This window comes from Bacillus sp. AK25, from assembly GCF_048270685.1.
Lineage (GTDB): Bacteria > Bacillota > Bacilli > Bacillales > Bacillaceae > Bacillus > Bacillus altitudinis.
The window spans coordinates 789,358-813,515 of sequence record NZ_JBLUWC010000001.1; the positions used below are offsets into that span (position 1 = coordinate 789,358).

Annotated in this window: 18 protein-coding genes, 1 pseudogene and 2 other annotated features; of the genes and pseudogenes, 15 read left to right on the forward strand and 4 right to left on the reverse strand. The window is 39.2% G+C overall.

Annotation, left to right across the window (positions count from 1 at the left end; translation table 11 throughout):
- The first annotated feature begins 23 nt into the window (after positions 1-23).
- The 5 genes from ACNO7B_RS03950 to ACNO7B_RS03970 all read left to right on the forward strand — a co-directional run bounded on the left by ACNO7B_RS03950 (position 24) and on the right by ACNO7B_RS03970 (position 6,429).
- Entirely contained in the window at positions 24-1,208 is a 1,185-nt protein-coding gene (locus ACNO7B_RS03950; RefSeq protein ID WP_366963887.1) for a DUF1835 domain-containing protein, read from the forward strand.
- Between the two features lie 74 nt (positions 1,209-1,282).
- Positions 1,283-1,507: a binding site (T-box leader), on the forward strand.
- A 38-nt stretch (positions 1,508-1,545) separates the two neighbouring features.
- Positions 1,546-1,770 (forward strand) — a binding site (T-box leader).
- Positions 1,771-1,821: 51 nt separating this feature from the next.
- The gene (gene thrS / locus ACNO7B_RS03955) at positions 1,822-3,741 is read left to right on the forward strand and encodes a threonine--tRNA ligase (protein ID WP_417901218.1); all 1,920 of its coding nucleotides are present in this window, start codon (positions 1,822-1,824) and stop codon (positions 3,739-3,741) included.
- Between the two features lie 174 nt (positions 3,742-3,915).
- A complete protein-coding gene (locus ACNO7B_RS03960; protein WP_417901219.1) occupies positions 3,916-4,332 on the forward strand; it encodes a hypothetical protein in 417 nt (138 codons plus the stop codon).
- Positions 4,333-4,498: 166 nt separating this feature from the next.
- Positions 4,499-5,791 (forward strand): hypothetical protein, encoded by a 1,293-nt coding sequence (locus ACNO7B_RS03965; RefSeq protein ID WP_417901220.1) that lies wholly within the window; start codon positions 4,499-4,501, stop codon positions 5,789-5,791.
- 356 nt (positions 5,792-6,147) lie between these two features.
- The gene (locus tag ACNO7B_RS03970; RefSeq protein ID WP_017366847.1) at positions 6,148-6,429 is read left to right on the forward strand and encodes a hypothetical protein; all 282 of its coding nucleotides are present in this window, start codon (positions 6,148-6,150) and stop codon (positions 6,427-6,429) included.
- 55 nt (positions 6,430-6,484) lie between these two features.
- On the opposite strand, the gene ACNO7B_RS03975 is transcribed toward ACNO7B_RS03970, so the two are convergent.
- The gene (locus ACNO7B_RS03975) at positions 6,485-7,993 is read right to left on the reverse strand and encodes a helix-turn-helix domain-containing protein (RefSeq protein ID WP_366963883.1); all 1,509 of its coding nucleotides are present in this window, start codon (positions 7,991-7,993) and stop codon (positions 6,485-6,487) included.
- A 709-nt stretch (positions 7,994-8,702) separates the two neighbouring features.
- On the opposite strand from ACNO7B_RS03975, the gene ACNO7B_RS03980 reads away from it, so the two are divergent.
- The 4 genes and pseudogenes from ACNO7B_RS03980 to ACNO7B_RS03995 all read left to right on the forward strand — a co-directional run bounded on the left by ACNO7B_RS03980 (position 8,703) and on the right by ACNO7B_RS03995 (position 16,920).
- On the forward strand, positions 8,703-14,855 hold the full coding sequence (locus ACNO7B_RS03980; RefSeq protein WP_417901221.1) for a SpaA isopeptide-forming pilin-related protein: 6,153 nt from the start codon (positions 8,703-8,705) through the stop codon (positions 14,853-14,855).
- A 21-nt stretch (positions 14,856-14,876) separates the two neighbouring features.
- Positions 14,877-15,479: a class D sortase gene (locus ACNO7B_RS03985; RefSeq protein WP_417901222.1), complete on the forward strand. Its 603-nt coding sequence runs from the start codon at positions 14,877-14,879 to the stop codon at positions 15,477-15,479.
- Entirely contained in the window at positions 15,472-15,798 is a 327-nt protein-coding gene (locus ACNO7B_RS03990; protein ID WP_017366851.1) for a hypothetical protein, read from the forward strand. Before ACNO7B_RS03985 ends, ACNO7B_RS03990 begins: the two co-directional genes overlap by 8 nt.
- A gap of 310 nt (positions 15,799-16,108) precedes the next feature.
- A pseudogene (locus ACNO7B_RS03995) lies at positions 16,109-16,920 on the forward strand (leucine-rich repeat domain-containing protein).
- Positions 16,921-16,960: 40 nt separating this feature from the next.
- Here the strand turns inward: ACNO7B_RS03995 and ACNO7B_RS04000 are convergent.
- From ACNO7B_RS04000 to ACNO7B_RS04010, 3 genes are all read right to left on the reverse strand, one after another.
- Entirely contained in the window at positions 16,961-17,275 is a 315-nt protein-coding gene (locus tag ACNO7B_RS04000) for a DMT family transporter (protein ID WP_007496650.1), read from the reverse strand.
- A complete protein-coding gene (locus tag ACNO7B_RS04005) occupies positions 17,276-17,620 on the reverse strand; it encodes a DMT family transporter (RefSeq protein WP_073415281.1) in 345 nt (114 codons plus the stop codon).
- A gap of 80 nt (positions 17,621-17,700) precedes the next feature.
- Positions 17,701-18,279: a TetR family transcriptional regulator gene (locus ACNO7B_RS04010; RefSeq protein WP_417901848.1), complete on the reverse strand. Its 579-nt coding sequence runs from the start codon at positions 18,277-18,279 to the stop codon at positions 17,701-17,703.
- Positions 18,280-18,452: 173 nt separating this feature from the next.
- On the opposite strand from ACNO7B_RS04010, the gene ACNO7B_RS04015 reads away from it, so the two are divergent.
- From ACNO7B_RS04015 to ACNO7B_RS04040, 6 genes are all read left to right on the forward strand, one after another.
- Positions 18,453-19,001: a VanZ family protein gene (locus ACNO7B_RS04015; protein ID WP_417901223.1), complete on the forward strand. Its 549-nt coding sequence runs from the start codon at positions 18,453-18,455 to the stop codon at positions 18,999-19,001.
- Entirely contained in the window at positions 18,998-19,462 is a 465-nt protein-coding gene (locus ACNO7B_RS04020) for a DUF6884 domain-containing protein (RefSeq protein WP_417901224.1), read from the forward strand. Before ACNO7B_RS04015 ends, ACNO7B_RS04020 begins: the two co-directional genes overlap by 4 nt.
- Positions 19,463-19,612: 150 nt before the next feature.
- A complete protein-coding gene (locus ACNO7B_RS04025; protein WP_255233713.1) occupies positions 19,613-20,242 on the forward strand; it encodes a rhamnogalacturonan acetylesterase in 630 nt (209 codons plus the stop codon).
- Positions 20,243-20,394: 152 nt separating this feature from the next.
- Positions 20,395-21,435 carry an NAD(P)/FAD-dependent oxidoreductase gene (locus ACNO7B_RS04030; RefSeq protein ID WP_255233714.1) on the forward strand — a complete coding sequence of 347 codons (1,041 nt, stop codon included), beginning with the start codon at positions 20,395-20,397 and terminating at the stop codon, positions 21,433-21,435.
- Positions 21,436-21,510: 75 nt separating this feature from the next.
- Entirely contained in the window at positions 21,511-23,115 is a 1,605-nt protein-coding gene (locus ACNO7B_RS04035) for a helix-turn-helix domain-containing protein (RefSeq protein WP_410685310.1), read from the forward strand.
- A 111-nt stretch (positions 23,116-23,226) separates the two neighbouring features.
- Positions 23,227-24,153, forward strand: a complete 927-nt coding sequence (locus ACNO7B_RS04040; RefSeq protein ID WP_417901225.1) for an ABC transporter substrate-binding protein — start codon at positions 23,227-23,229, stop codon at positions 24,151-24,153.
- The last annotated feature ends 5 nt before the right edge of the window (positions 24,154-24,158 follow it).

The window sequence follows — 24,158 nt, forward strand, 5'->3', positions numbered from 1 at the left end:
TGTAAGATAAAGGGAGGCGAATAATGATACATATCGTATTTGGGGCAGCAACTGCTGGTAGTTTAAAACAAGCATTACGAGAAATGAAGCAAAAACCAGTGGAAGACATCATCACCTTTGATGATATCTACTCCATTGGCCCACTTACGCACTTACATGAACGTCAAGGACAAGAGACTCGTATTGAGTGGCTTCGTCATGTCATGTCCAATGAGTTTGGTAGATTTGATGACATGGTCATCGATCAACAAATAATGATTCAACAAGTGAAGGATATAAAAGATGGATCACATTTAATGATATGGATAGGCAACAATGCACATGAACAAATAGGTCTACGATTTGCCATCTATTTATTAAAAGGAAAAAACGTGGACGTGTCTGTCATCAATACAGCGATTGCATATGATCACCATTTTAATACAAAGACGTTTCGCATGGACCTTCGACATACTGGGGAAATCCCATCTGAAAAATTTAAAATTATTTATGAAAGTAAAAATCACTTTCACACCATTTCCAAGGAAGAAAGAGAACGATTACAAGAAGAGTGGCTTCACATTGCCGAAACAGATCATACACTTAGGATATGGCGAAATGAACAAACGATCAACGTACCAGAAGATGAATTTGATGCTTATTTAGTAAAAATGGCTAAGCGGCTTCATTTGTCCGAGCCAGAAGAGGAATACATCGTAACTCCACGCTTAATTGGAGAAGTCCTTGGTCATTTAGAACAATATATCGGAGATGATTTTATTGAGTATCGGCTAAAGAAGCTGATTGATCAAGGTGTTTTTGCTATGAAAGGAAAACGAACGTCCATGCGTTATTACTCGATAAAACTGACAACATTTGGTCAGGAATTCAAAAAATGGGTATGCTGTCGTGATTTTGAGCACCAACCTTATGTGAAAATTGAAGGAACCTATAGTGGCGAACCTTTTCAATGCGGACATTGTCAATGTCATTTAGAAAGAGATGATGTACCTATAAGCGATGTACTATTCTCTAAAATATGGAATTGGGCCATACAGTATGGTTGTTGGTTTGATGAAGAAACAGATGACTTGCTGCCAGTAGGGGTAGAAATGGAAAAGAAGTTTAATCAAGCAGGGGAGTGTATAACGGAAGAAGTGAAGAATGCGTTATCTCCTAAGTATCAAGTCGAATATAGCCCCAGTGAAATGACAAGACATTTCATTTAAAGAATAAAATTCAATAGCACTATACAAAATAAATCTTTACATCATTCCCCATCATCATGTAATATATGGAGAAATCAAAAGCGAAGAAAAGGACATGAGCAGCTTTTATCGGTTCACAGAGAGGGAAGTCACGGTGAAATCTTCCTAACGCAGAAAAGCTATCTTACCACCTTTGAGCTGTATTGGGGAACATTACAGTATCCAATACCGTCTACGCCACGTTACGGCACCAGAGCCATAAAGCGAATACGCGTTATGGGAATTTGGGTGGAACCACGGATTACACATTCGTCCCTCTATGAGGGATGGGTGTGTTTTTTTTGTTTACTTTTATAGCATGATTGCTTTGAAAAGGACATGAGCAGCTTTTATCGGTTCACAGAGAGGGAAGTCACGGTGAAATCTTCCTAACGCAGAAAAGCTATCTTACCACCTTTGAGCTGTATTGGGGAACATTACAGTATCCAATACCGTCTACGCCACGTTACGGCACCAGAGCCATAAAGCGAATACGCGTTATGGGAATTTGGGTGGAACCACGGATTACACATTCGTCCCTCTATGAGGGATGGGTGTGTTTTTTTATTTCAAAAAAGAGAAAGGTGTGTCAGTGATGAGAGAAAAAATGGTAAAAATTCAATTTCCAGATGGAAAGATCAAGGAGTTCTCCGCAGGTACGACAGTCGCAGAGGTTGCCTCCCATATTAGCCCAAGTTTAAGAAAAAAAGCAGTAGCGGGAAAGATCAATGATCAGACAGTGGACTTAAGTTATCCGTTAAACAACGATGCGGGGGTTTCGATTCTAACACTTGATTCAAAAGAAGGGCTGGAAGTATTACGTCATACAGCTGCACATGTATTAGCCCAAGCTGTGAAAAGGTTATATGACAATGTGACACTGGGGATCGGACCTGTTATTGAGAATGGATTTTACTATGATATGAAGCTGAATCAAACGTTAAGCATAGAGGATTTGGCCATGATTGAAAAAGAGATGAAAAACATCATAAACGAGAATCACCTTATTCAAAGAATGGAAGTTTCTTACAAAGAAGCTGAAGTGATGTTTGCACATGATCCATATAAACTGGATATTTTAAAAAGTCTCCCTCGACAAGAAGCCATCACGATTTATCAGCAAGGAGAATTTATAGATTTGTGCCGTGGACCTCATTTGCCTTCTACAGGGTATTTAAAGGCATTTAAACTAACGCGTGTGGCAGGGGCATATTGGCGGGGAGATAGCAATCAGGATGTCTTGCAGCGAGTGTATGGTGTAGCATTTCAGCATCCAAATCATCTAGCTGATTATCTTCATTTCATGGAAGAAGCAAATAAACGTGATCACCGGAAATTAGGGAAACAGTTATCCCTCTTTATGTTTTCAGAAGAAGCGCCAGGCATGCCGTTTTATTTACCAAAAGGTCAGATTGTCAGAAATGAATTAATGGCCTTTTCAAGAGAAGTGCGAGGAAAAGCGCAATATGAAGAAGTAAGTACGCCATTTATGATGAACCAAGAACTTTGGGAAAAGTCAGGGCACTGGGATCATTATCATGAAAATATGTATTTCTCAGAAGTAGACCATACAAGTTTTGCTTTAAAACCGATGAACTGTCCAGGGCATATGCTCATGTTCAAAAATAACTTATATTCCTATAGAGACCTTCCAATTAGAATGTCTGAATTTGGTCAGGTGCATCGTCATGAATTCAGTGGAGCATTAAATGGATTGTTCAGGGTCAGAACATTTTGCCAAGATGATGCCCATATTTTTTTAAGAGAAGATCAAATCGAAGCTGAAATTAAACGGATTTTTCAATTAGTTGATCATGTATATCGGACATTTGGTTTTGAGTATACAGTCGAACTATCCACTCGTCCAGAAAAAGCATTAGGGGATGACGCTATTTGGGATATATCCGAAATAGCGCTAAAAAATGTGCTTGATCAGTTAAAGATTGACTACCATTTAAATGAAGGAGATGGGGCATTTTATGGTCCGAAGATCGACTTTCATATTCAAGATGCACTAAAGCGGAGCCACCAGTGCGCCACAATTCAGCTGGATTTTCAAATGCCAGAGAAATTTGATTTAACATATATCAACGAGAAAAATGAAAAGGTGCGGCCAGTTGTCATTCATAGTGCCATTTTTGGTTCACTTGACCGGTTCCTTGGTATTCTCATTGAACATTTTGCCGGCGTCTTCCCGTTATGGCTCGCACCAATCCAAGTACAAATCATACCTGTCTCAAGCGTTCACCTTGATTACTGCATAGAGGTGCAGCAGCAATTAAGAAATATCGGAATTAGAGTCACAATCGATGAACGTGATGAAAAACTCGGCTATAAAATGAGAGAAGCGCAAATGCAAAAAATTCCTTATATCGCTGTCATTGGAGATACAGAAATGCAAGAAAAAACACTGAACATCAGACAACATGGAGAAAAAATGTCAAAGCTGCTCTCTATTGATGACTTTAAACACCTGGCAGCCCAGCAAATAAAAGACAGAACAGCTCAAATATGATGTGCTGATTTCATCAAGAAGGATAAGACGTTCATTGAATGGTGGGCGTCTTTTCATTTGTGAAAAAGCCGAATTGACAATTGAAAGGGAAAATATTGAAACATTTTTTCGTTAAAATCGTAATAAGGATAGAGCGTTTATCAGAAAAATTTGAAACGAGGAGGAGTTTATCACATGGAACAAGCTGCACTAAAAAAGATGAGGACAAAACAAATCGCTATCTCTAATTTATTTGTCGGACTTATGATCATCATTTTTTTTATGTTGATTCAAATTGTTAAAATCCAACTGACACATTTCCTTTTTTGTTTAGGAATTTTAATCCTTATCCAAGGCATTTTAGGCTTTATCAGAAAAGGAACAACAAAGTCTTTCATCCCTATTTTAGAGCAGGTAGCTATTTATGAAAAAGAGAAATTAGGGAAAGAGTGGGAAAAAGAAAAACGGTTAGATTATGTGTGGAAAATCATATTGAGTGTCATTATGTTTATTCAATCATTCACTTTACAAAATGTGGATAATGCATTCGGTGACGTCGATCCTGCATTGATCATTTTCTTGTTTTTGATGGTTCTAGCCATTTTAATATAAGCATGCTTTTTCGTTTTAGAAAAATTGACCGATCGACTGTAGGTGAATTAACAGGCTACACAAAAGAGTCAAATATAATGGCAATCGCTTTAGGATTTTTTATGGCAATCGTCATTTTCATCTTTATCGTTATTTTTATTCTTCCATAAAACATCATCATTTTGAGGTGAATTCATTGAAAGCAAACATTCAACAACTGATCGATCAGACAAAGGTGACATTTGGCTTAGATCTTTACTATCTAAAAAGACACAGTTTTCATCGCTACGTCAATATGTTCAATGAAACGGTGTATACATTGAATATGGAATGGTTTCCCTCTCATGAAACGGAACCCGAGGACGATGATCTAAACCCAGACGGCACAGCTGTCATTGAAGTGAACTTGAATACAGGACAGACCGAATCAGTTATTTTTGTTATGGACAAAACCTATGCGCAGCATGGTGTCACGTTTAAGAGACCTTATCCAGCTCATGTCATTCAATGGATCGAACAAGAAACAGGATTGATCTATGGAGAGCATTTTCATATGCATCAGAAGGAAAAAGGGGAACTTTCTTTCGAAGAAGCAATAGATGGTGTGAAAGTAGCACCTTCAGGCAGAATCGAAGTGAAATGGAATGAACATGGACAGCTCATGTACTTTACACACCACGGTCCATTTTTAGCCAAAACATTACTGAAAGATGAGGAGTATGTGCTTTCCCTTGATCAGGTGGAGAACTTAGCTGAGCAGCAAGTGCAGCTGTTTCAATGGCCTTCCTTCGAACACAATCAAATCCGGTCTATTTATGCGTTAGAAGAAATCTATGTGAAGAACGATGGAACAGGAACTCTTCCGTTTGAAATTGGGCGTGAAGAAACAAATTGTATACACATGAATGAAGTCATTGAGTGGAATGAACCGATAAACAATGCCTTTGAAAAAAAGGAAATGGACATTCATGAGAACATTTCAGCTGAACAAGCTTTCTCATTGGAACCGTCACCAGATTCCTTCCCGATATCAAAAGAAGACCAGGATGAGTGTATCAAAGCAGTCCGCACCTTCTTGGCGCAAAAATATCCAAAGGATACAGGAAAGTGGGTTCTAAAAACACTCCAACGTGATCATGGATACATCCATGCGATATTAAAAACGAATGAGCAAGAAGGCAGTGGATTTATGGATAAAATCAAGGTCTTCATTTATGCCAACACTTTTGAAGCCATTAATTACATAGATAAAAAGGAGATGTTTCAAGTATGTGGGATACTCAATCCATCTCAAACAGCTAGTGAAATCACCATAACTCAGAAACAAGCCTTTGAAACATTGAGAGAACGCCTCGAACTTACACCTATCTATGTCTATGACGATGTGCAAAAACAATATGTTTTATGCGGCAAGCTCGATTGTCATGATGGCATTGATGCAGTGAGCGGCGAAGTGTTCTCTTTGACAGACCTTTCATAACTTCCAAAAGAACAGTGAGGAGCTGTTCTTTTTTTGTCCCAACTCCCTCTTTTTTGCAGAAAAATGGAATATTGTAGCAGGAAGTTGTCGTTTCATCACGAAAGAAAACAGGTAAGAATATGATCATAGGTCCATTGTTTGGATTCGTGGTGGAGTCAATGAGAAGACATAGGAAACGTTATACATATTAAACATTCGTGACAGTACAGTTGATCTACAGTATCAAGTCTAAAAAGTGAGTGATCATGTCTCAAGCCGTATGCGAAAATACGTGTACCGAGATCATATGATGAGTTGGTTCCGTTTGTTTTTAGGTGAGTTTGAAGCCAAGTTAGAAGAAAGTGAGGATATCTACCTTGAGTACATTGGAAGTGTTTCGTCAGTTTTTGGTTGACCATTATCCTGCGTTACAAGATGAGCTTTGGCTGAAAGATGTTGATACCCTTCGAATCTCTCCTATTCTTCATCCTTTTCTGAAAAGTAAGCTGCCAGATGGGATTGAAAAATTCACTTGTGTCCTATTCACGCAGCAAACAGATCAAACCACTGCCCCGCTCAAAGTATACCTTCTATTAGATGAATATGGGCAATCGCTTTACGCCATTGATTTGATGAATGAACAAATCGTGCTTCATTAATACAGAACCAAAAAGCTGCTTGAGCATGTCTCAGCAGCTTTTTTTATGATGAACATCAGTTTGTCATATCAACCAATCTGCGGTGCAAGTTGTCCAATTCCTTTTTTGTTGGAAAAGAGCTGATCAGCAGCGTGGATCGCCCGAACTGAAGAGGAAGCTCAGTATCGGTCACAATCATATCAATCCCAAGTTGATCCATCGTGACATCATTTAACGTATTTTCTGGACTTGTGAAAATGTGAATGAGAGGAGGCACACTTAATTTAATTAAATCAGCAATAAACAAACTATGATAATAGCCTAATGTTGAAGTAACAAAAATGTTCAGCGCGTTTCTCCGTTCCATCTCCAAATGAACAAGTCCTCTCCAGGAAGATGTAATCATACGAATCAATTCCCGTTCATTTTTCACAAAAGAAGCGAGGATATCGTCTGTTTTTAACTCTTGGATGATATGAGTAATCCTCGAATAGAAGTAGGGAAACTGTTTTTTCACCTCTGATAAATAGCTCGATTTCTTTTTGAAAAGGAATCCATCTCTCACGGTAATTTCATTGGAATACACATAATATTGGAGAAGAACGAGTGTCATCACCTTACGATTCGCTATTTCTTGATGAAAAATCGACTCCAACTGGGTGATAAATGAATGAATAGCATCATAGAGGCGTGGTGTATGTGACTGAAAGAACGTCAATTTTTCTTCGACAGTTTCAATTGATTTAAAGTGTCCAATAGCTGGTTCGATCAATAGCAAAAAGACAAATTCATGATGATCCAGCGTCACATCAAATACGTCTTTGGTCATTTGGCAGATGTGTTCTTCCCATCTTTTGATTTGATCATAGATCCCTTTAGCTGTAGAGGTTTGTTTTTCCTCATTCATTGAGTATGTATATTTACGGCTGATTGTAAAACCTTTTCGCATTCGGTGAATAGAAACGCCGAACCACAGGCAGTATTTATCTATCGCGACATCTGGTACATTGACTTCGAGCACCTGAAATAGTTCTTGTAATAAATGAACTGCGTCTTGTTTTTGAATATCATCAAATGGCCAAAGCCGGCTTCCATACACTTCAAACAAAAATTCAACAAAGAATTGACGAATCTCCTTCTCATTTCCATGGAACTGCATACTATCTGGGCGTAATTCAATGTCATAGGAAGTAAGAATCGAATTGATTTTATGAATGGTGTTATACAATGTGGATCTACTGATATTAAGTGTGTCCATCCATTCATAGAAAGACCTGTTTTGTTCGAAAAAAATGCCGTCAATCAATCGAATTTCAATCGTATCTTTTAAAATTTCTTTGATATAGTAGTCCACTCGTATCGTCTGTGTATAACAAATGGATATGCCTTGTCTTGGCTTTATGTGGATTAACGGTTCTCCGTTCTCGGTTTGGAACGATTTCATTTGTTCTAAATCGCTTTGAATGGCACGAACAGAACCGATATGTTCATTCGATATCTCTTGAAGGCTCCACCACTTATTTTTAGATACAAGCAGTTTTAAAATGTTTATCCATCTCTTTGATTTATTATCAATGAGCTCCATCAAACAACTAACTCCTTCCTTTAGCTTGCCTCTATATTATGAAGTTCACTTAAAGCACATTTGATTCTCAAAATAGGCATGAAATGATTGTAATGTTTAGGCTAAATCGTTTTGTCTTCACTTTTCATGATAAAAGAGAAAAAAATTAGACGAAAACAAATGTTATGCCCTGATTCTCCATATTTTTCTATTGAAAGGTGATAAATATGCCATGAATCCTATAAAAATGGATCATTTTAGATATTTTGTTTATTTTTTTGCTGTTGAAACGGTAAATGTAAGAATAAAAAGCACCGGCTTTTTGATTACCATATGAAAGGGAGTAGAAGGAATGCGATCTATATGATGCTGAACTATCTCACCATACATACCATATGAGTCATGCTTGTTTTATATGAACGTTCTATATGTGAATACATGCTTATATATGCATGTACTAATCATTTGTTGTTCGTTCCAGTATAAATAGAAAAATTCACATTTAATCTTTTCACGATCCCTCTCACTATTCCCCATTGCTATAGACCCCTATCTAATTACTATACCCACTACTCATGATTTCCTTTCAATTCATGATTGATCAACTCATCTTATTCATAGGGTCTTAAGGTGCATTTTTTTAGAAAATATTTGATCAGAAGCGGAGTGATTGATCTGACAGTATACAACTGATTTTTTTATCATTGTTGAAAATTAATTTTAGAAAAGGGTGGATGTATTGAAAAGAATATTGTCATTGGCTCTCATTGCGGTGTTAGTCATACAGTCTAGTATATTAGGAATCTTGCCTTTAGCAGGGGCACAAGCTAAAGACATTCAAGAGAATATCTATGGGAATATTGAGTTTGCTGATAGCGAAGGCAACAAGTTATCAAACATAGAAGATAAGCAAGTAAGAAAGGCCATTGTGCATTGGTCTATCAAAGGAATTGATCTCAAAAAGCAGTATCCGTATGTTCTCTCTCTTCCTTCAGCCGTTCAGGTAGAGAAGGAGCAGAAAGAACGATTGACTGTCGATGACATACCAATTGGTGAGTATACCGTTTCAAAACAAAATGAAGTGACTGTCACATTCAATGAGGATATTGAGCTTGATCCGAATTTAGAAGGATCTATAGATATTGACGTCACCAGTATAGCTGAGAAAAAAGAGAAAACAAAGCAAAATGAGCGTGAAGAAAACCTTTCAAAAGACGATTCAACCTCATCGCAGAAAGACAATGCTGCTAACAATCAAGAAACTGTTCAAAAGACACAAAGCGATGAAGAGGAGTTACTAGAAAACAAAGTGAACGTGTCTAAGCGTGTAGGGCTGCAAAGTGTTTCAAAACAAATGCAGATACAAGAAAATCTCCTTACTGATGCCAAATTAATTTTTGAAGATCAGGAAGGTAATTCAGTTGATAAGCCTGACGTCAACTCACTGATTTCCATTAACTATAAGTGGGCCATCCCGAATGGTCATAACTATAATGGCGGGGATGAATTCCATTTCAAGGTTCCAGAGGAATTAGTCATTTACGAAAAAATCGATCGTCTCGAGATGAAATTTAATCAATCGATCATCGGTTATTTTTCTGTAGATGAAAGCGGAAATGCCTCTATCGAATTCACAGATTTTATTAAACAATATTCAAATATCCAAGGAACACTTCAAGTATGGACACAATTAGATAAAAAAACAGTGATCACTGAAGAAAAAGAAGTGGTGATTACCCCGATTGAAGGCAAAGATACGATATCGATTCCGATTCAATACATTCCAAATGGTCCAAATGTCTCTAAAAAGGGAGAACCCAATCGTTCTTACAATGCTGAAACCATTCAATGGACAGTCGATTTTAATATGGACTTAGATGATGTGAAACAAGCGAAACTGTTAGATCCGATTCAAGAAGGTCAAGCGTTAAAAAAAGATTCAATCAAGCTTTATCGTGTAGATACAAAACTAAATGGTGAAACATCGCTTGGACAGCTGCTTGACGAAAATCACTACACCATCGGCCAAACAGCAGATGGTCAAGATTTCACGATCGAATTTAAAGATGACGTGCATCTCGCTTACCGTTTAATGTATGAAACGGACATTACGAATCAAGATCAGTCTGCGTTTCGTAATAAAGCGTCCCTTGTCTCTGCTGATAAAGAGATTAGTTCAGCAGATGGAACAGTAAATGTGACAAGAGGCAGCCCTTTAAATAAAAAAGCCGTCCACTACGATCCAGTCACACAAACGATTACTTGGGAAATTCGGTATAACTATAACGAAAAAAAGCTGGCTCAAAAGGATGCTTTGATAGAAGACTTCTTTAACGGTACACAGGCGCTAATATCTGACTCAATTCAAGTCAAAGAAGTCACAATTGATGAGAATGGCAAAGAATCAGGAACAAAAGCGTTTGAAGATTATGTGGTTCATCCTCAAAAAAAGGATGAACAAAACGGATTTACCTTGCAATTCAATCAAGATATCCAATCGGCTTATCTCATCACATATCAAACAAAAGCAACCGAGCGAATTTTCGAAGCTGAAGAGATTATCAATACTGTGACAGCTGGCAAAGAGAGCAAACAAGCGAAGCAAAGAATTGATCAGCAAATCCTAACGAAAAACCACGGAACACCGAATTACAAGAACAAGACCATTCCATGGCGTATCACCTTCAACAAAGATCAACAAACCATGAACAATCTACTATTAAAAGATACGTTTACAAACGAAGGATTGACGCTGCAAAAAGATAGTTTAAAAGTGACGACAGGTAATACAGTGCTTGAAGAAGGCACAGATTATCAAATCGTTGAACATGCAAATGGATTTGATATTCAATTTACGAAAGAAATCAAGACAGAACATACTATCACATATACAACGTCTTTTGATTATGAAAAAAGAGCAGATAAAGATCAAAAGAACTTGCGTAACCATGTAAAACTTGAATGGGTAAATGAAGATGGCAAGGATTTGACGAAGGAAAACCAATCTGTCTTTACGCCTGACACATACACGCAGTCCAATGGGTTCAAGAATGGAACATATGATGCAAAGAAAAAAGAGATCACATGGAATATCGGTGTGAACTATAATTTGAAGCATCTAGAAGAGGCGAAAATCGAGGATTTCATTCAAGGAAATCAGCGTTTGCTTAAAGATTCAATCATCGTCTACTCGCTTGATTTACAAGGCGGGGAAAATGGTGCGGAAGAAAAAGAAGTATTAGCGAAAGAACATTATGACATCAAATTCCTTGAAAATGAAAAGGGAGAATCAGGTTTCGAAGTCATTTTCAAACATGCCATTGATTCCCCATACAAAATCACGTATCAAACAAGTGTTGAAGGAATGGATTTAGTACAGAAAACCTACGAAAATAAAGCGACCCTTTATGATGGAAAGACGAAAGAATCAGACGTGAATGCTATGGTGTCCATTCCAAATGGAGGGAAATACACGAGCAAATCAGGAAATCAACAAGGGAAAGTCATTGATTGGAAACTGAATATCAACTTTGGTCAATCAACAGTCCAAGATGCGACGATTATAGACCATCCGAGCAGTAACCAAGCCATAATAGAAAACTCATTTCATCTGTATTCGACAACAATAGATGAAAAGGGGCAAGTGACCAAAAAGGAAGAGCTGGAAAAAGGGAAGGATTATGAACTAGACCTTGAATTCGATCCAGATTCTTTTCAAATCAAATTTAAAGAAGAAATCACGAGACCCTATATTTTAGAATACCAATCTCTCATTTTAGATAAGGTGGGAAGTACACTTCAAAACGAAGTAACGTTTAGAGGTGAAAATGTAAAAGAAATCAAAAAGGAATCCGAAGCCTCAATTGTGGTCAAACGTACCGCTGGCATGGGAGATGGCACAGGAGCGATTGGCGCTTTAACCATTCATAAGGTAGATGCGAGTGGTGGAAAAGCGCTAAAAGGAGCAACCTTTTCTCTGACTGATGCTGCGAGTGGTATCGTCATTGGAACAAAGACAACAGATGAAGAAGGAGCTCTTCGATTTGATCGTCTTCTGTATGGTGACTATATCGTGACAGAAGAGAAAGCACCTGATGGTTATTTGAAAACGAAGGAACAGATCAATGTCACGATTGATCAGCCTTACGAATCAGGAGATCAAACGAAAACAGGAAATAGCATGACGGTGCAAAACCAAGAAATCCGCCAGCATGTGAAGCTCACGAAAAAAGACAAAGAAACGGGTACGGCATTAGAAAATGCAGAATTTGAACTGAGAAATGAATCCGGAGATACCGTCCAAACCCATTTGAAAACGGATGAAAAAGGAGAAATCCTATTCAAACATCTTGAGCCAGGTTCCTATTATTTTGTTGAAACAAACGCACCGAAAGGCTATCAATTAAATCAGCAAAAATGGCCGTTCACCATTAAAGAAAATCAAACAGAAACAACGGTTGTCACCGCAGTAAATGACATCATCAAAGGCTCTGCAGAATTGAGCAAAATAGGTGAAGGCGGAGAGAGACTAGAAGGTGCACAGTTCAAGCTCTTAGATCAAGATGGGCATGAGCTAAAAGATTCGCTTGTCACAGGAGAAAATGGCAAGATCACGATAAACGAACTAAGGCCGGGTACGTATCAGCTCATTGAAACAAAAGCACCCGATGGCTATGTATTAGATGAAACGCCAATCAAATTTGAAGTACCACTTGATCCAAAGGAACCAGTCGTCATTTCGCAAAAGAACTTCTATGAAACAAGTGCATTAGAAGTGATAAAAGAAGGGGAGGATGGCAAGAAGCTTCAAGGTGTTCGATTTGAAGTGTTGGATCAAAATGGCAAAGTCGTGCGTAAAGATTTGACAACAGATGGAGATGGGAAGCTTTTGGTTGATAACCTCAAACCGGGCAAATATCAGCTCGTGGAGACAGAGAGTATTGATGGTTACCAAAAGAAAAATAAATCTTATCCTTTTACCATCGAAATCGCACAAAAAACACCGGCAGAAATCAAAGTGATCAATGATCTCAAAACTGGATCTGTCCAGCTCACGAAGCTTGGTGAAAAGGATGATGTGCTTGAAGGAGCAGAATTCAAGCTTGTAGATGCAAATGAAAAAGAGATGAAAACAGGTCTCGTCACTGATCAGAACGGGAAGATCATCGTCAACGATCTGAAGCCTGGAACCTATCAGTTTGTTGAAACGAAGGCGCCATTCGGTCATGAGCTTGACGAAACACCTGTCACTTTTGCTATTCCATTTAACCCTGAGAAGCTGGTCAGTGTGACGAAAGAAAATAACCGCACTACAGGCGGAGTGCTGCTGCACAAAAAAGGTGAAGATGGGAAATCATTAGAAGGGGTTGTCTTTGATCTATCTGATGATAAAGGAAAGATAGTGGCAGGAGGAGAAGGAATTACAACCAATCAGGATGGAAAGATCACCTTCACAGGTCTAAAACCTGGAACCTATCAATTTGTTGAAAGAAAGAGTCTTGAAGGCTATGAATTGAGTACGAAACCACTTGTCTTTCAAGTTGAATTAGGTCAAAAAGAATTGATTCAAGTGGAGGCAATCAATCAGCTTAAGAAAGGTTCTGTAGAACTCACAAAAATAGGAGAAGAAAAAGAAAGATTGAAAGGCGCAGAATTTACACTTTTCAATGACGATGGCAAAGAATTGATGTCAGGTTTAACAACAAACGAGAAAGGCATCATCACTGTCAACGATTTGAAACCAGGCGCTTACCAATTGGTTGAAACGAAGGCTCCGTTTGGACATAAACTAGATGCAGAACCAGTAGAATTTAAAATTGATTTCAACCCAAATCAACAGGTGAAAGTGACGAAAGAAAATATTCGGACGACAAGTGCTGTGAAGCTTGAGAAAAAAGGGGAGGATGGTCAGTTGCTCGCTGGCGTGACCTTTGACCTGATTGATGCGCACGATCAGCGTGTGAAGAAAGACTTAAAGACAGGCAAAAACGGTCAACTGACAGTCGATCAACTGAAGCCAGGAACCTACCAATTTGTCGAAACAGCAAGCATTGCCGGCTATGAATTGGATCAGACACCTGTCTCATTTACGATTCGTTTAGGTCAAGACAAACCAGCAAAAGTAGAAATGATCAACAAACTGACGCCGGGAGCAGTGGAACTGACCAAAGTGGATGCTGAAGGACACACGCTGGAAAACGCAGAGTTTGCTCTTCAGAGTAAAGACGGGAAAACGTTGAAGAAATCACTTGTAACGGATCAAAAAGGAAAGCTTCACATCAACGATCTAAAACCGGGAGAATATCAATTCGTTGAAACGAAAGCGCCTCATGGCTATGAATTAGATGATCAGCCGATCCGGTTTACGATTGAGAAAAATCAGCAGAAGCCTCTTCAATTAACAGCGAAGAATCACTTGATTTTAGGAAGTCTGCGTATCATAAAGGTAGACCAGCAGACTGATAGAACCTTAAAAGGTGCAGCCTTTGACATTCGTACAAAAGCTGGGAAAATCATCAAATCTGTGACAACAGGAAAAGACGGAGAAGCCATTGTCAAAGGGCTTAAACCTGGTGAATATACACTCACAGAGACGAAAGCTCCAAATGGTTATGTAGCGTTAAAAAAACCACTCGCTTTTACAATTCAAATGGGCGAAGTGGAGATCAAGACATTGATTGTGAAAAATGCTCCAATGAAGAATGAAGAGGACCACACGAATCCTCCAGCCTCAGATCAAGGGGATCAACATCCGCCTCATGACTCAAACGGTGAATTGCCAAAGACTGGGGAAGAATGGCTTCGTTATTTGATGTATGCAGGGATTTTACTAGTAGTGTCTGGAACTGTTCTTCTTGTAGTCAGAAGAAGAACCATTCAGTAAAAGAAAGGAACGAGTGTATTGATGAAAAAAAGAACCTTATTAGGCAGCTTTTTGGTGGTCGCAGGACTAATGCTCATCTCCGTTCCTTTTCTATATGAGTGGCGAACGTCTCAAGAGGTAGCAGCCATGGAAGAGGCATTGAAAATGATTGAAGAAAATGACAGTGATGCCCTTTCTTCTATTCCACATTTAACTGTGTCAGAAGAAGACCTGCGAGATACGATGGAGCTTGAGATCCCGTCAATTGATTTAAATGAAAAAGTGCTACCTGTTACAACAAAAGAAAATTTAAGTATTGCACTGACTCAAATCAAATCTCATCAAATGCCAGGTGAAGGAAATTTCACGATTGCAGGCCATAGAGGGTATAGAGGCGACCGGCTTTTCCGGCAGCTGCCAGAGGTGCCTAAAGGAGAAAAAGTCGTCTTACATCATCAAGCAGAAACATACGAATACAAAATTGTCAGCTCAGCTACGATAGAACCGACGGATGTTGATGTACTAAAGGATCGCGGGAAAAATGAACTGACATTGATCACTTGTACTCTTGATGGCCAGAAACGATTTGTCTTAAAAGGAATACGAATCAATGCTTCAAAGGATAAGCAGCCGTCGGATGTATAACACCAACATAATAGATGATGAGTTTGATGGAAAAGCAACGCTCACGACCGACATGTTACACCAATTGTTAGTAGAGCATTATCCCACTTTAAAAAACGAACGTTGGGATGTGGATATAGATACAATTCGGACTTCGCCTATTCTTCATCCTTTATTAAGAAGAAAGATTCCGATAGGTATTGAAAAATTCACATGTGTTTTGTTCACGCAGCAGACAGGGTCCTTTGGAGAGCCTTTGATTGTGTACTTTTTATTGGATGAAAAAGGCGAATCGATTTACGCAATGGATCTCTTGCTAGAGCAGCATGATCCACATTAAACAAGAAATAAAAACGGAAGGTCTTTGATTAACGGGTACGGTTTTAAGGTGGGATAGTTGTATTAGTCATATAATGAGAACTCTAATTCGTATATGAATTGGAGTTCTTTTATTTGTTTATATGAAAGAGTACGAGCTATCGTCAAGACCTGTGCAGAATATATGGAGTATAGTGAAAATCGTTGATATGTTGTTGCTCCATATTTTAGATGATAAAGATTTTATAAATCGGAAAGAATAATGTTTTGACTCCAAACTTCTGATAAAATTCATTTAGATATCCATCATTCGTAGGTGTGGAGGTAAAAGAATGCTCAAAGAAGACCCTGATTATATTTTTCGTCATGATGCCCAACCAGAAGTTGTTCATGATTTAGCCGATGTAGATGAAAATGCCACCGAGTTGTTAATCACAGGAAAAACAAAAAATATTGAAAGGTTGAACTCTTTTTCTAACCTCACGAAATTGTGGTTTACAAAGTGAGCCAAAAGGAATTCAATACGATCTTGAGCTTAGTTAATCCCAAAATGCTCTATATGCGTGAACTGAGAGTAGAAGATTTATCAATCATCAGTTCTCTTCAAGATGTTGAGGTATTGGCACTTGAATGGAATACAAAGACACAAAGTTTATGGGATCTATCAAAAAACACTTTTTTAAAATCTTTATCCTTAACAGATTTTTCAAAGTTGAATGACATAGCTCCTTTGCAAAAAAACACTGGTTTAGAATGGTTGCAATTGTCAGGCGGGATTTGGAATACATTAAATTTAAATACTCTACAACCTTTAAGATACCTTAAGAATTTAAAATATCTGTGCTTATCAAATATAAAAGTGAAGGATGAGTCTTTAGAACCAATATCGGCATTAGAGGGGCTCAAGGAGCTTGACATTTCAAACCAATTCCCGACAGAAGAATATGCTAGATTATCCGTCACCCTTCCAAATACGAAGTGTGATCGTTTTGCGCCATACATCTTTTTATCAAGTCCTATTGTAGATAAAGATGTAATGGTGATTGGAAAGCGGAAACCGAAATTAAATTCAAAAGTCGATGGGGAAAAGTTGCAAAAATACGAAGAACAATTTAAAGCGTACCAAGAAAAGTATAAAAATTAACTTAAAAAGCAATGGTTAATCTATTCCATTGCTTTTTCTATTACGCAAACAACTTCAGCCCAACCACACCAATCACAATCAGCAGCAAGCTGAGGATACGAATCATGTTTTTTGGCTCTTTAAATAGAATCATATTAAACAAGACAGAACCCGCTGTTCCAAGTCCAATCCAAACCGTATAGGCAACGGAGACTTGAACGGAAGAGAACGAGGCGTACAAAAACAAAAAGGATAAGGCAAATCCGCCGACAAATAAAATGCCTGTCGTGAGTTGCTTTTTCTTACTGAACATATTGAGACCAATGGTTCCGCCAATTTCGCAGGCAGAGGCTAACAGTACAAAAAACCAGCCCATTTATATCGCTTCTCCTTTCTGCTCATGTGCATCTCCATCAGACACTTTCAGTCCAATAATTCCGAGAATTAAAATGCCCATAAATAAAAGCTTTTCTAATGAAAACGAACCGCCGAACAGCACATAATCCATCAAAGATGTACCAATCGTTCCAACTCCGGCAAACACGGCGTACACGGTCCCAGTCGGCAGCTTCTCGCAGGCTTTCATTAAAAAATAAAAATCAACCGGGATCAGGCAGATTATGATCGCCCACTCCCACACAGCATCAGCTCTATTTAAACCAAACACCCAAAGTAATTCAAATAAACATGTGAGTGCAACATACATCCAGCTTTTTTTCATCGTATTTCCTCCTAAAACTTAAAACTGACGATTCGTCATTTTGAAGCCAAAAAAGAGCGTACAGCAAGTGCTGTACTAAGTTAAGATGTCTCTATGCCGAGTGCGTAAAGAAGGAATTGCTTGACCTCTCGCTTTTGAATTAGAACCTCTTCTGTATCTGTTTCTGTAAATAAGTACATTTGCTCAGCTGATGATTCAAGTAAACCGATAATGAATTTCGCAGCATATTGACAGTTCAAGTTCGCACGTACTCTTTTGTCCTGTTTTGCCTTTTCTAAAAAAGAAGCGACCCATTTGTAAATTGGTTCATAAATATCTTCCCATTCCTTTAAATGCTCGGTGGCAGCTAAACCTGAATACGTTAGGGCAAGAACATCACGGTATTGTCTTGTAAAAGAGAAAATAAATTCAACTAGCGCATCTGCTTGATCAAGTACATCCGCATGCTGAGTGAGTTCCATTTCAATGGCAGGGACCATCTGTGCGATTAGATGTTCAGCGATGGCAGGCATGACAGAAAGCTTTGAAGGAAAATATAAATAAAAAGTTCCTTGCGCTACTCCTGCTGTTTTCACAATATCCGATATGGTCGTCTTTTCAATTCCTTTTTCTTTAAACGCGTCAATGGCAGCAAGCATAATCTTATCTCGTTTCGACACATCATCACCGACCTTAAATGACTGAATGTCAGTCAGTTTAGCGAAAAAATGACGATTTGTCAATATGGGTTTCTCGTCATTGAATAGGAGAATAAGTGATGAATAGATGCGGGCAGGCCTGAATAAGCTGTAAATATGGTCAAGCATTATGTGAGAAAGGGGCAGCTCTCCGTATGACATTCAGTGCGATGTTTTCCATGACTTATTTCCTCTTGCTCGTCCCGCTCTATTTACATATGAGGTACAGACAGGCGAAAAAACAAAAACGATTTATCTATTTACGAACTGAAATCGTTCTTGCCTGTCTGTTTATGTATACAAATGTTTTATTATATTTGACGGTCTTTCCTAATCGTTTTTCCGCACCAAGGGATCAGGTGAGTGTCAACCTCATGCCTTTGCAGTCCATTTATCAAAATCTCCATGCGTATCATCATGGCTATCCCAATCTTGTTTTTTTAAATTTGGCAGGGAACATTTTGTTATTTATGCCACTTGGTTTTTTTCTTTATCAAGCATTCCGAACCTTGCGCTGGCAAAAGGCGATTCTTGCTGGCTTTTTCTTGTCAACAATAATTGAAGTGCTTCAATGGATATTCTCGCAATCTGGTATGATTACAAGAAGCAGCGATATTGATGATATTCTCTTAAATACACTTGGCACAGCGCTAGGTTGTATGTTGTATCGGATGTATCAACGAAGGAAGGAGAAAATCAAGTGAAGCGAGTTTGTATCATTCCATGTGGGGCGAAGAAAATATGGGACGTCCATCCAGAGGCAGGAAGCCAGCCAGCGGATCTCGTCTACTTGAGTCCGCTGCATCAGCGAACGAAAATCTATGCTCAAACATTCTTTTCAGACTGGATGATTTTATCCGCAAAGCACGGATTCCTAAAGGCGGGGGACATGATACATGAAAATTATGATGTGGCATTTGGTACACCGCATACTGATCAGATAACAAGAGAAGCACTAAGTCAGCAATTTCATGAAAAACATCTCACTGCATATGATGAATTAGTGATACTAGGTGGAAAGAAATATCGAAAGGTGATCGATCCTTTATTACTTCCTCATCAGACAGCGATTTATCCGCTGGCTCCATATAAAGGAATTGGCTATATGCTTCAGGCGTTAAAGCAAGCCGTTGAGACAAAAGTAGAACTTCCGCCGCATATTTAACGTATTCACATCTACAGGTAAGCAGGGTTTTGATCATTAAAAAGAGAATGAATGAAGTAGCGATGCTGATTGTTTCATATCTTTTCAGCAGCCACTAGCGTCTGCATCGCTCTTGAAGAGGTGGCTCAATGAAAAAGGGGGCGTATGAACATGACAACCATCTATTTAGCTGGTGATTCAACCGTTTCATCTTACCCAGATCGTCCTGTTCAAGGAGGGTGGGGAGAGTTTTTACATCTCTACACAGCACAGGGTGTGAGCGTCGACAACCGCGCAATCGGTGGAAGAAGCTCAAAAACATTCATTGAAGAAGGACGGCTTGATAAAATATTGGCTGACATTCAGCCTGGGGACTGGCTGTTTACACAAATGGGGCACAATGATGCTTCAACGGAGAAGCCCGAACGGCATACAGATCCTTTCACAACGTATAAAAGCTATTTGTCTCAATATATTCACGGAGCAAGAGCGAAAGGAGCTACACCGCTTTTATTAACGCCAGTCGGCCGCTTTCATGAAAAAGACGGAGAATATATCAACGATTTTCCTGATTACTGTGCCGCGATGAAAGAACTTGCCGATGAAGAAGAAGTTCTTCTTGTAGATTTAAATACGGCAAGCCTTCAGTTTTATCAAATTTCCGGCATAGAGAAAACGACTTCTTACTTTATGCTGTCAACAGGCATAGAGGATCGCACGCACTTTACAAAAGAAGGAGCAGATGCGATTGCAAGACTTGTTTCGCTGGAATTAAAGGACCTTGGATTAACGATTGTGTGACGATGACAGGACGAGAAAGCGCTCGTCCTGTTCTTTTTTTGCAGAAAGCTATTGATTCCCTTCACCAGAGTAGACTACAATAGGTACATATGATAATGAGAATCAATATCACTTATAAATAGATCAATCGATGAAAAACTGGAGGGACTCAAATGACAGAACAACTTGAATTGTTTGACGTCACCATTATTGGCGGCGGTCCAGCAGGAATGTACACCGCCTTTTATAGTGGGATGCGGGATTTAAAGACGAAGGTACTAGAGTATAACGAAAGCCTTGGCGGAAAAATCCTCCTATATCCTGAAAAAGTTATTTGGGATGTGGGCGGTTTGCCGCCAACAAGAGGTGAACAGCTGATTCAGCAGCTAGAAACGCAGGCGAAAACATTTGAACCAGAGATCTCGTTGAATCAAAAAATCACGCAATTCGAGCGGGATGAGAATGGTCATATCCTGCTGACGGCTGAAAATGGCGACCGTCATTTGACAAAGACCCTCATCTTAGCCATGGGTCACGGAATTCCAGTTCAGCGAAAACTTGAAATCGAGCATGCAGACCGTTATGAGGTAACAAACCTTTATTACACCGTGCAGGAGCTAAAGACGTTTGCAGGAAAGCGGGTGGTCATCTCTGGAGGCGGAGATTCAGCTGTTGATTGGGCAAATGCCCTCGTTCCAATTGCTGAAAGTGTGACCGTTGTGCATCGTCGTGATATGTTTGGCGGACATGAAAAAAACGTCGCCAACATGAAAGCATCTAGTGCTCGCATTCTCACACCGCATGAACTCACAGAGCTTCATGGTCAAGGTGACAAAATTGAAGCCGTCACCATTCAGCACTTAGAAACAGGCGACATCGAACGAATCGAAACCGATGCTGTCATCGTCAACCATGGCATGAAAGGTGATTTAAGTGTTCTATCAGAATGGGGACTCAAGCAAGGTGAGTGGGGACTCATCGAGGTCAATGAAAAGATGGAAACCAATTTACCTGGCGTCTATGCAGTTGGCGACTTATGCACACATAAAAGTAAAGTGCGTTTAATTGCCGGTACGTTTGTTGATGGAGTTAATGCACTCAATAGCGCAAAGCTATACATCGAACCAGAAGCAGAAAAAGTAGCGTACGTGTCTTCACATAATGAACGCTTTAAAGAGAAAAACAAAGAATTACAAACGGCTGGAGCGCGATAATCACCATTCAGTCAGACATTGAAGTGCTAAAATGGTTTATTTTAGCACTTTTTTATATGGAAGGAGAAAGAGAAAATGACCGCCTATACTCATACAATTCTTCGCATGAAAGAAAGCAGTAAACGATCTCTTTCTGTGAAACAAGCGGACTCATGGCAAACATCTTCACTGATGTTCTTGACTACGGACGGTGCGGTGAGACTTGACATGGAAGGAATTCGATATGAGCTAAATGCCAAAGACAGTGTGTTGATCCGCTCAGGAATAGATGTCATGGTTGAATCTTTATCCAGCAAGCAAGTAGTGATCTATACGGTCACATTTGACCAATTCACTCTGGCACATGATGCACAAAATGAATTGGTCTATAAGGTGAATCACGATAATCTCCCTGATAACGGGGAAGTGGTGAAAGGCTCTGCCGTCCTTTTTTCTTACATCAAACAAATACAGACGAGTCAAATCATACAAGAACAGGCGAAGTGGCTGGAAGAAATCATGTTCATTTTCCGCAAACAATCCAAGCCATACAACGAAAAAGTGCATTATTCGATTAACATGATCTTGCAGTATATGGCTGAGCATTATGATCAAAAACTAACAAGAAAAGACTTAGCTCATAAGATGGGGTTTCATGAGAGTTACTTTTCTACCTTTTTCAAACAAAGTATGGGGATGAGTGTGACAGAATACATTGCACAAATTCGAATAGACGAAGCCAAAAAACGTCTTCTGCAAACAGACGATCAAATTCAAATCATAGCACGGCAAGTCGGGTATGCAGACAGTTTATATTTCAGCAGGAAGTTCCGTCAAAAAACAGGAAGAACGCCCAGTCAGTTTCGAATGAACCGAAGACCAGAGCGGATTGCTGCTTTTCAATTTGTCGGGTCATTGGTTGCAATAGGCATTGAGCCTGTTTGTATTGACGAAGAAACCGATCTCCATTCAGATATACTCAAAGAACATCTGGCTAGTTCGCTCGTCATAAATGAACACACGCCTGATGACGTCTTTAAATCACTTCAATTAGATGTCATCATCGTCCCTAACTATTATTATTCAAAACCTGCATTGATCAAGCGATTGGAGCAAATCGCACCTGTTCTTGTTCTGCCATACGCCGGTCATCATGCTGTACAAGAGGTACTGACTATAGGACGCCTTTTAGGAAGAGAAAATGAGGCAAACGATTGGGTGAAACGATTTGAACAGCTTAGTCAACAGGCAAGAAACAACCTGTCTTCCTTTAGAGAAAAAGGCGAGACCGTTGCGATCTATGAAATGAGAGGACATGACAAAGTGTATATGTGGTCCTATGAGGCAAGAGGGGCCTTCTATCTTTACGAAACGCTTGGCTTAAAACCTCCAAAAGCCATTTTAGAAGAAGTTCTTCTTCCTAATCAACATACAGTCATTCCTTTAGAGAGACTTGGAGAATACGAGGCGGATCATATGTTTTTTATTGTCTCTGACCAATATGGGTGGTATAAGCAAATGGACAAGCGAATGGAAGAAAGTGATGTTCTTCGTCAATTATCGGCTGTGAAAAAGGGTACCTTTTATCCAGTAAAACTGGAGGAGTTTAGATTTGATGAAGGAGAGCGTGCACTTCTTTTGATGGACCGGTTTATCTCTCAATTGACTCAGCCAGCCTATCCAACAATTGTCCATATGTAAGTTGCGAGAATCCTCCATAGACCACTACGGGTGAGGTTGATAGAATACATGAGACTAGTAATTGATAACTATTCTCATTTGTAGTGGCGAAAATGAAGGAGGAATATGGAGATGAAAAAGACGTATTGGATATGTGCTGTCATTCTTCTAATGATATTGACGGCTTGTGGCAATAAAGAACAAGCCAAAACAGCAGAATCAAAGCAAGAAACGAAAACGGTTGAAACAGTGAAAGGAAAGATAGAGATTCCAGCTGAACCTAAACGAATTCTCGTAGATGGATATTTAGGGAGTGTGATTGCACTTGACGTTCAGCCTGTTGGATCGACCACGCAGGATTTAAAGAACGTACACTTGAAAGACAAGATAAAAGGAATAGAGGACATCAGTGACGAGCGTTCAGCTGAAAAAGCACTTAGCTTAAAGCCTGATCTGATTATCACAGCAGTACAGGATGAAAAAGTCTATGATGTGTACAAAAAAATAGCCCCTACCATCGTGTATCCTTATGGCTCTTTCAAAGATGCACATGAAGAATTGACGACACTGGCAAAAGTTTTAAATAAAGAAGAGGAAGGAAAAGCATTCCTCACCGCCTTCGATCAACGAATCGAGGCTGCTAGAAAAAAAGTGAAGTCTGCTTTAAAAGAGAATGAAACGGTCTCGATCATGGGCGCTTTTAAAAATGATGTCTATGTATATGGTAACGGAATTTATCGAGGCGGGCAGGCATTATATGAGCAATTACAGGTAAACCCGCCAAAACAGGTCAGAGATACGATTTTAAAAAGTAAGACAGGGTATGAAGTCATTTCTTATGAAACCCTTCCTGAATATGCAGGAGACTACATTTTCATTGATGAAAGCAACGGCGGAACATTTGATAAAAACAATTCTATTTGGAAGAGTCTAGAATCTGTCAAAAAAGAGCAGACCTATCAAATGGATACAGAGTTCTTCTGGCCTTACGATCCGATTGCAGTAGCAAATCAAGCGGAAGAGTTTGCTGACATATTGACAGAAATGTCTGATCGGTAGGAGGT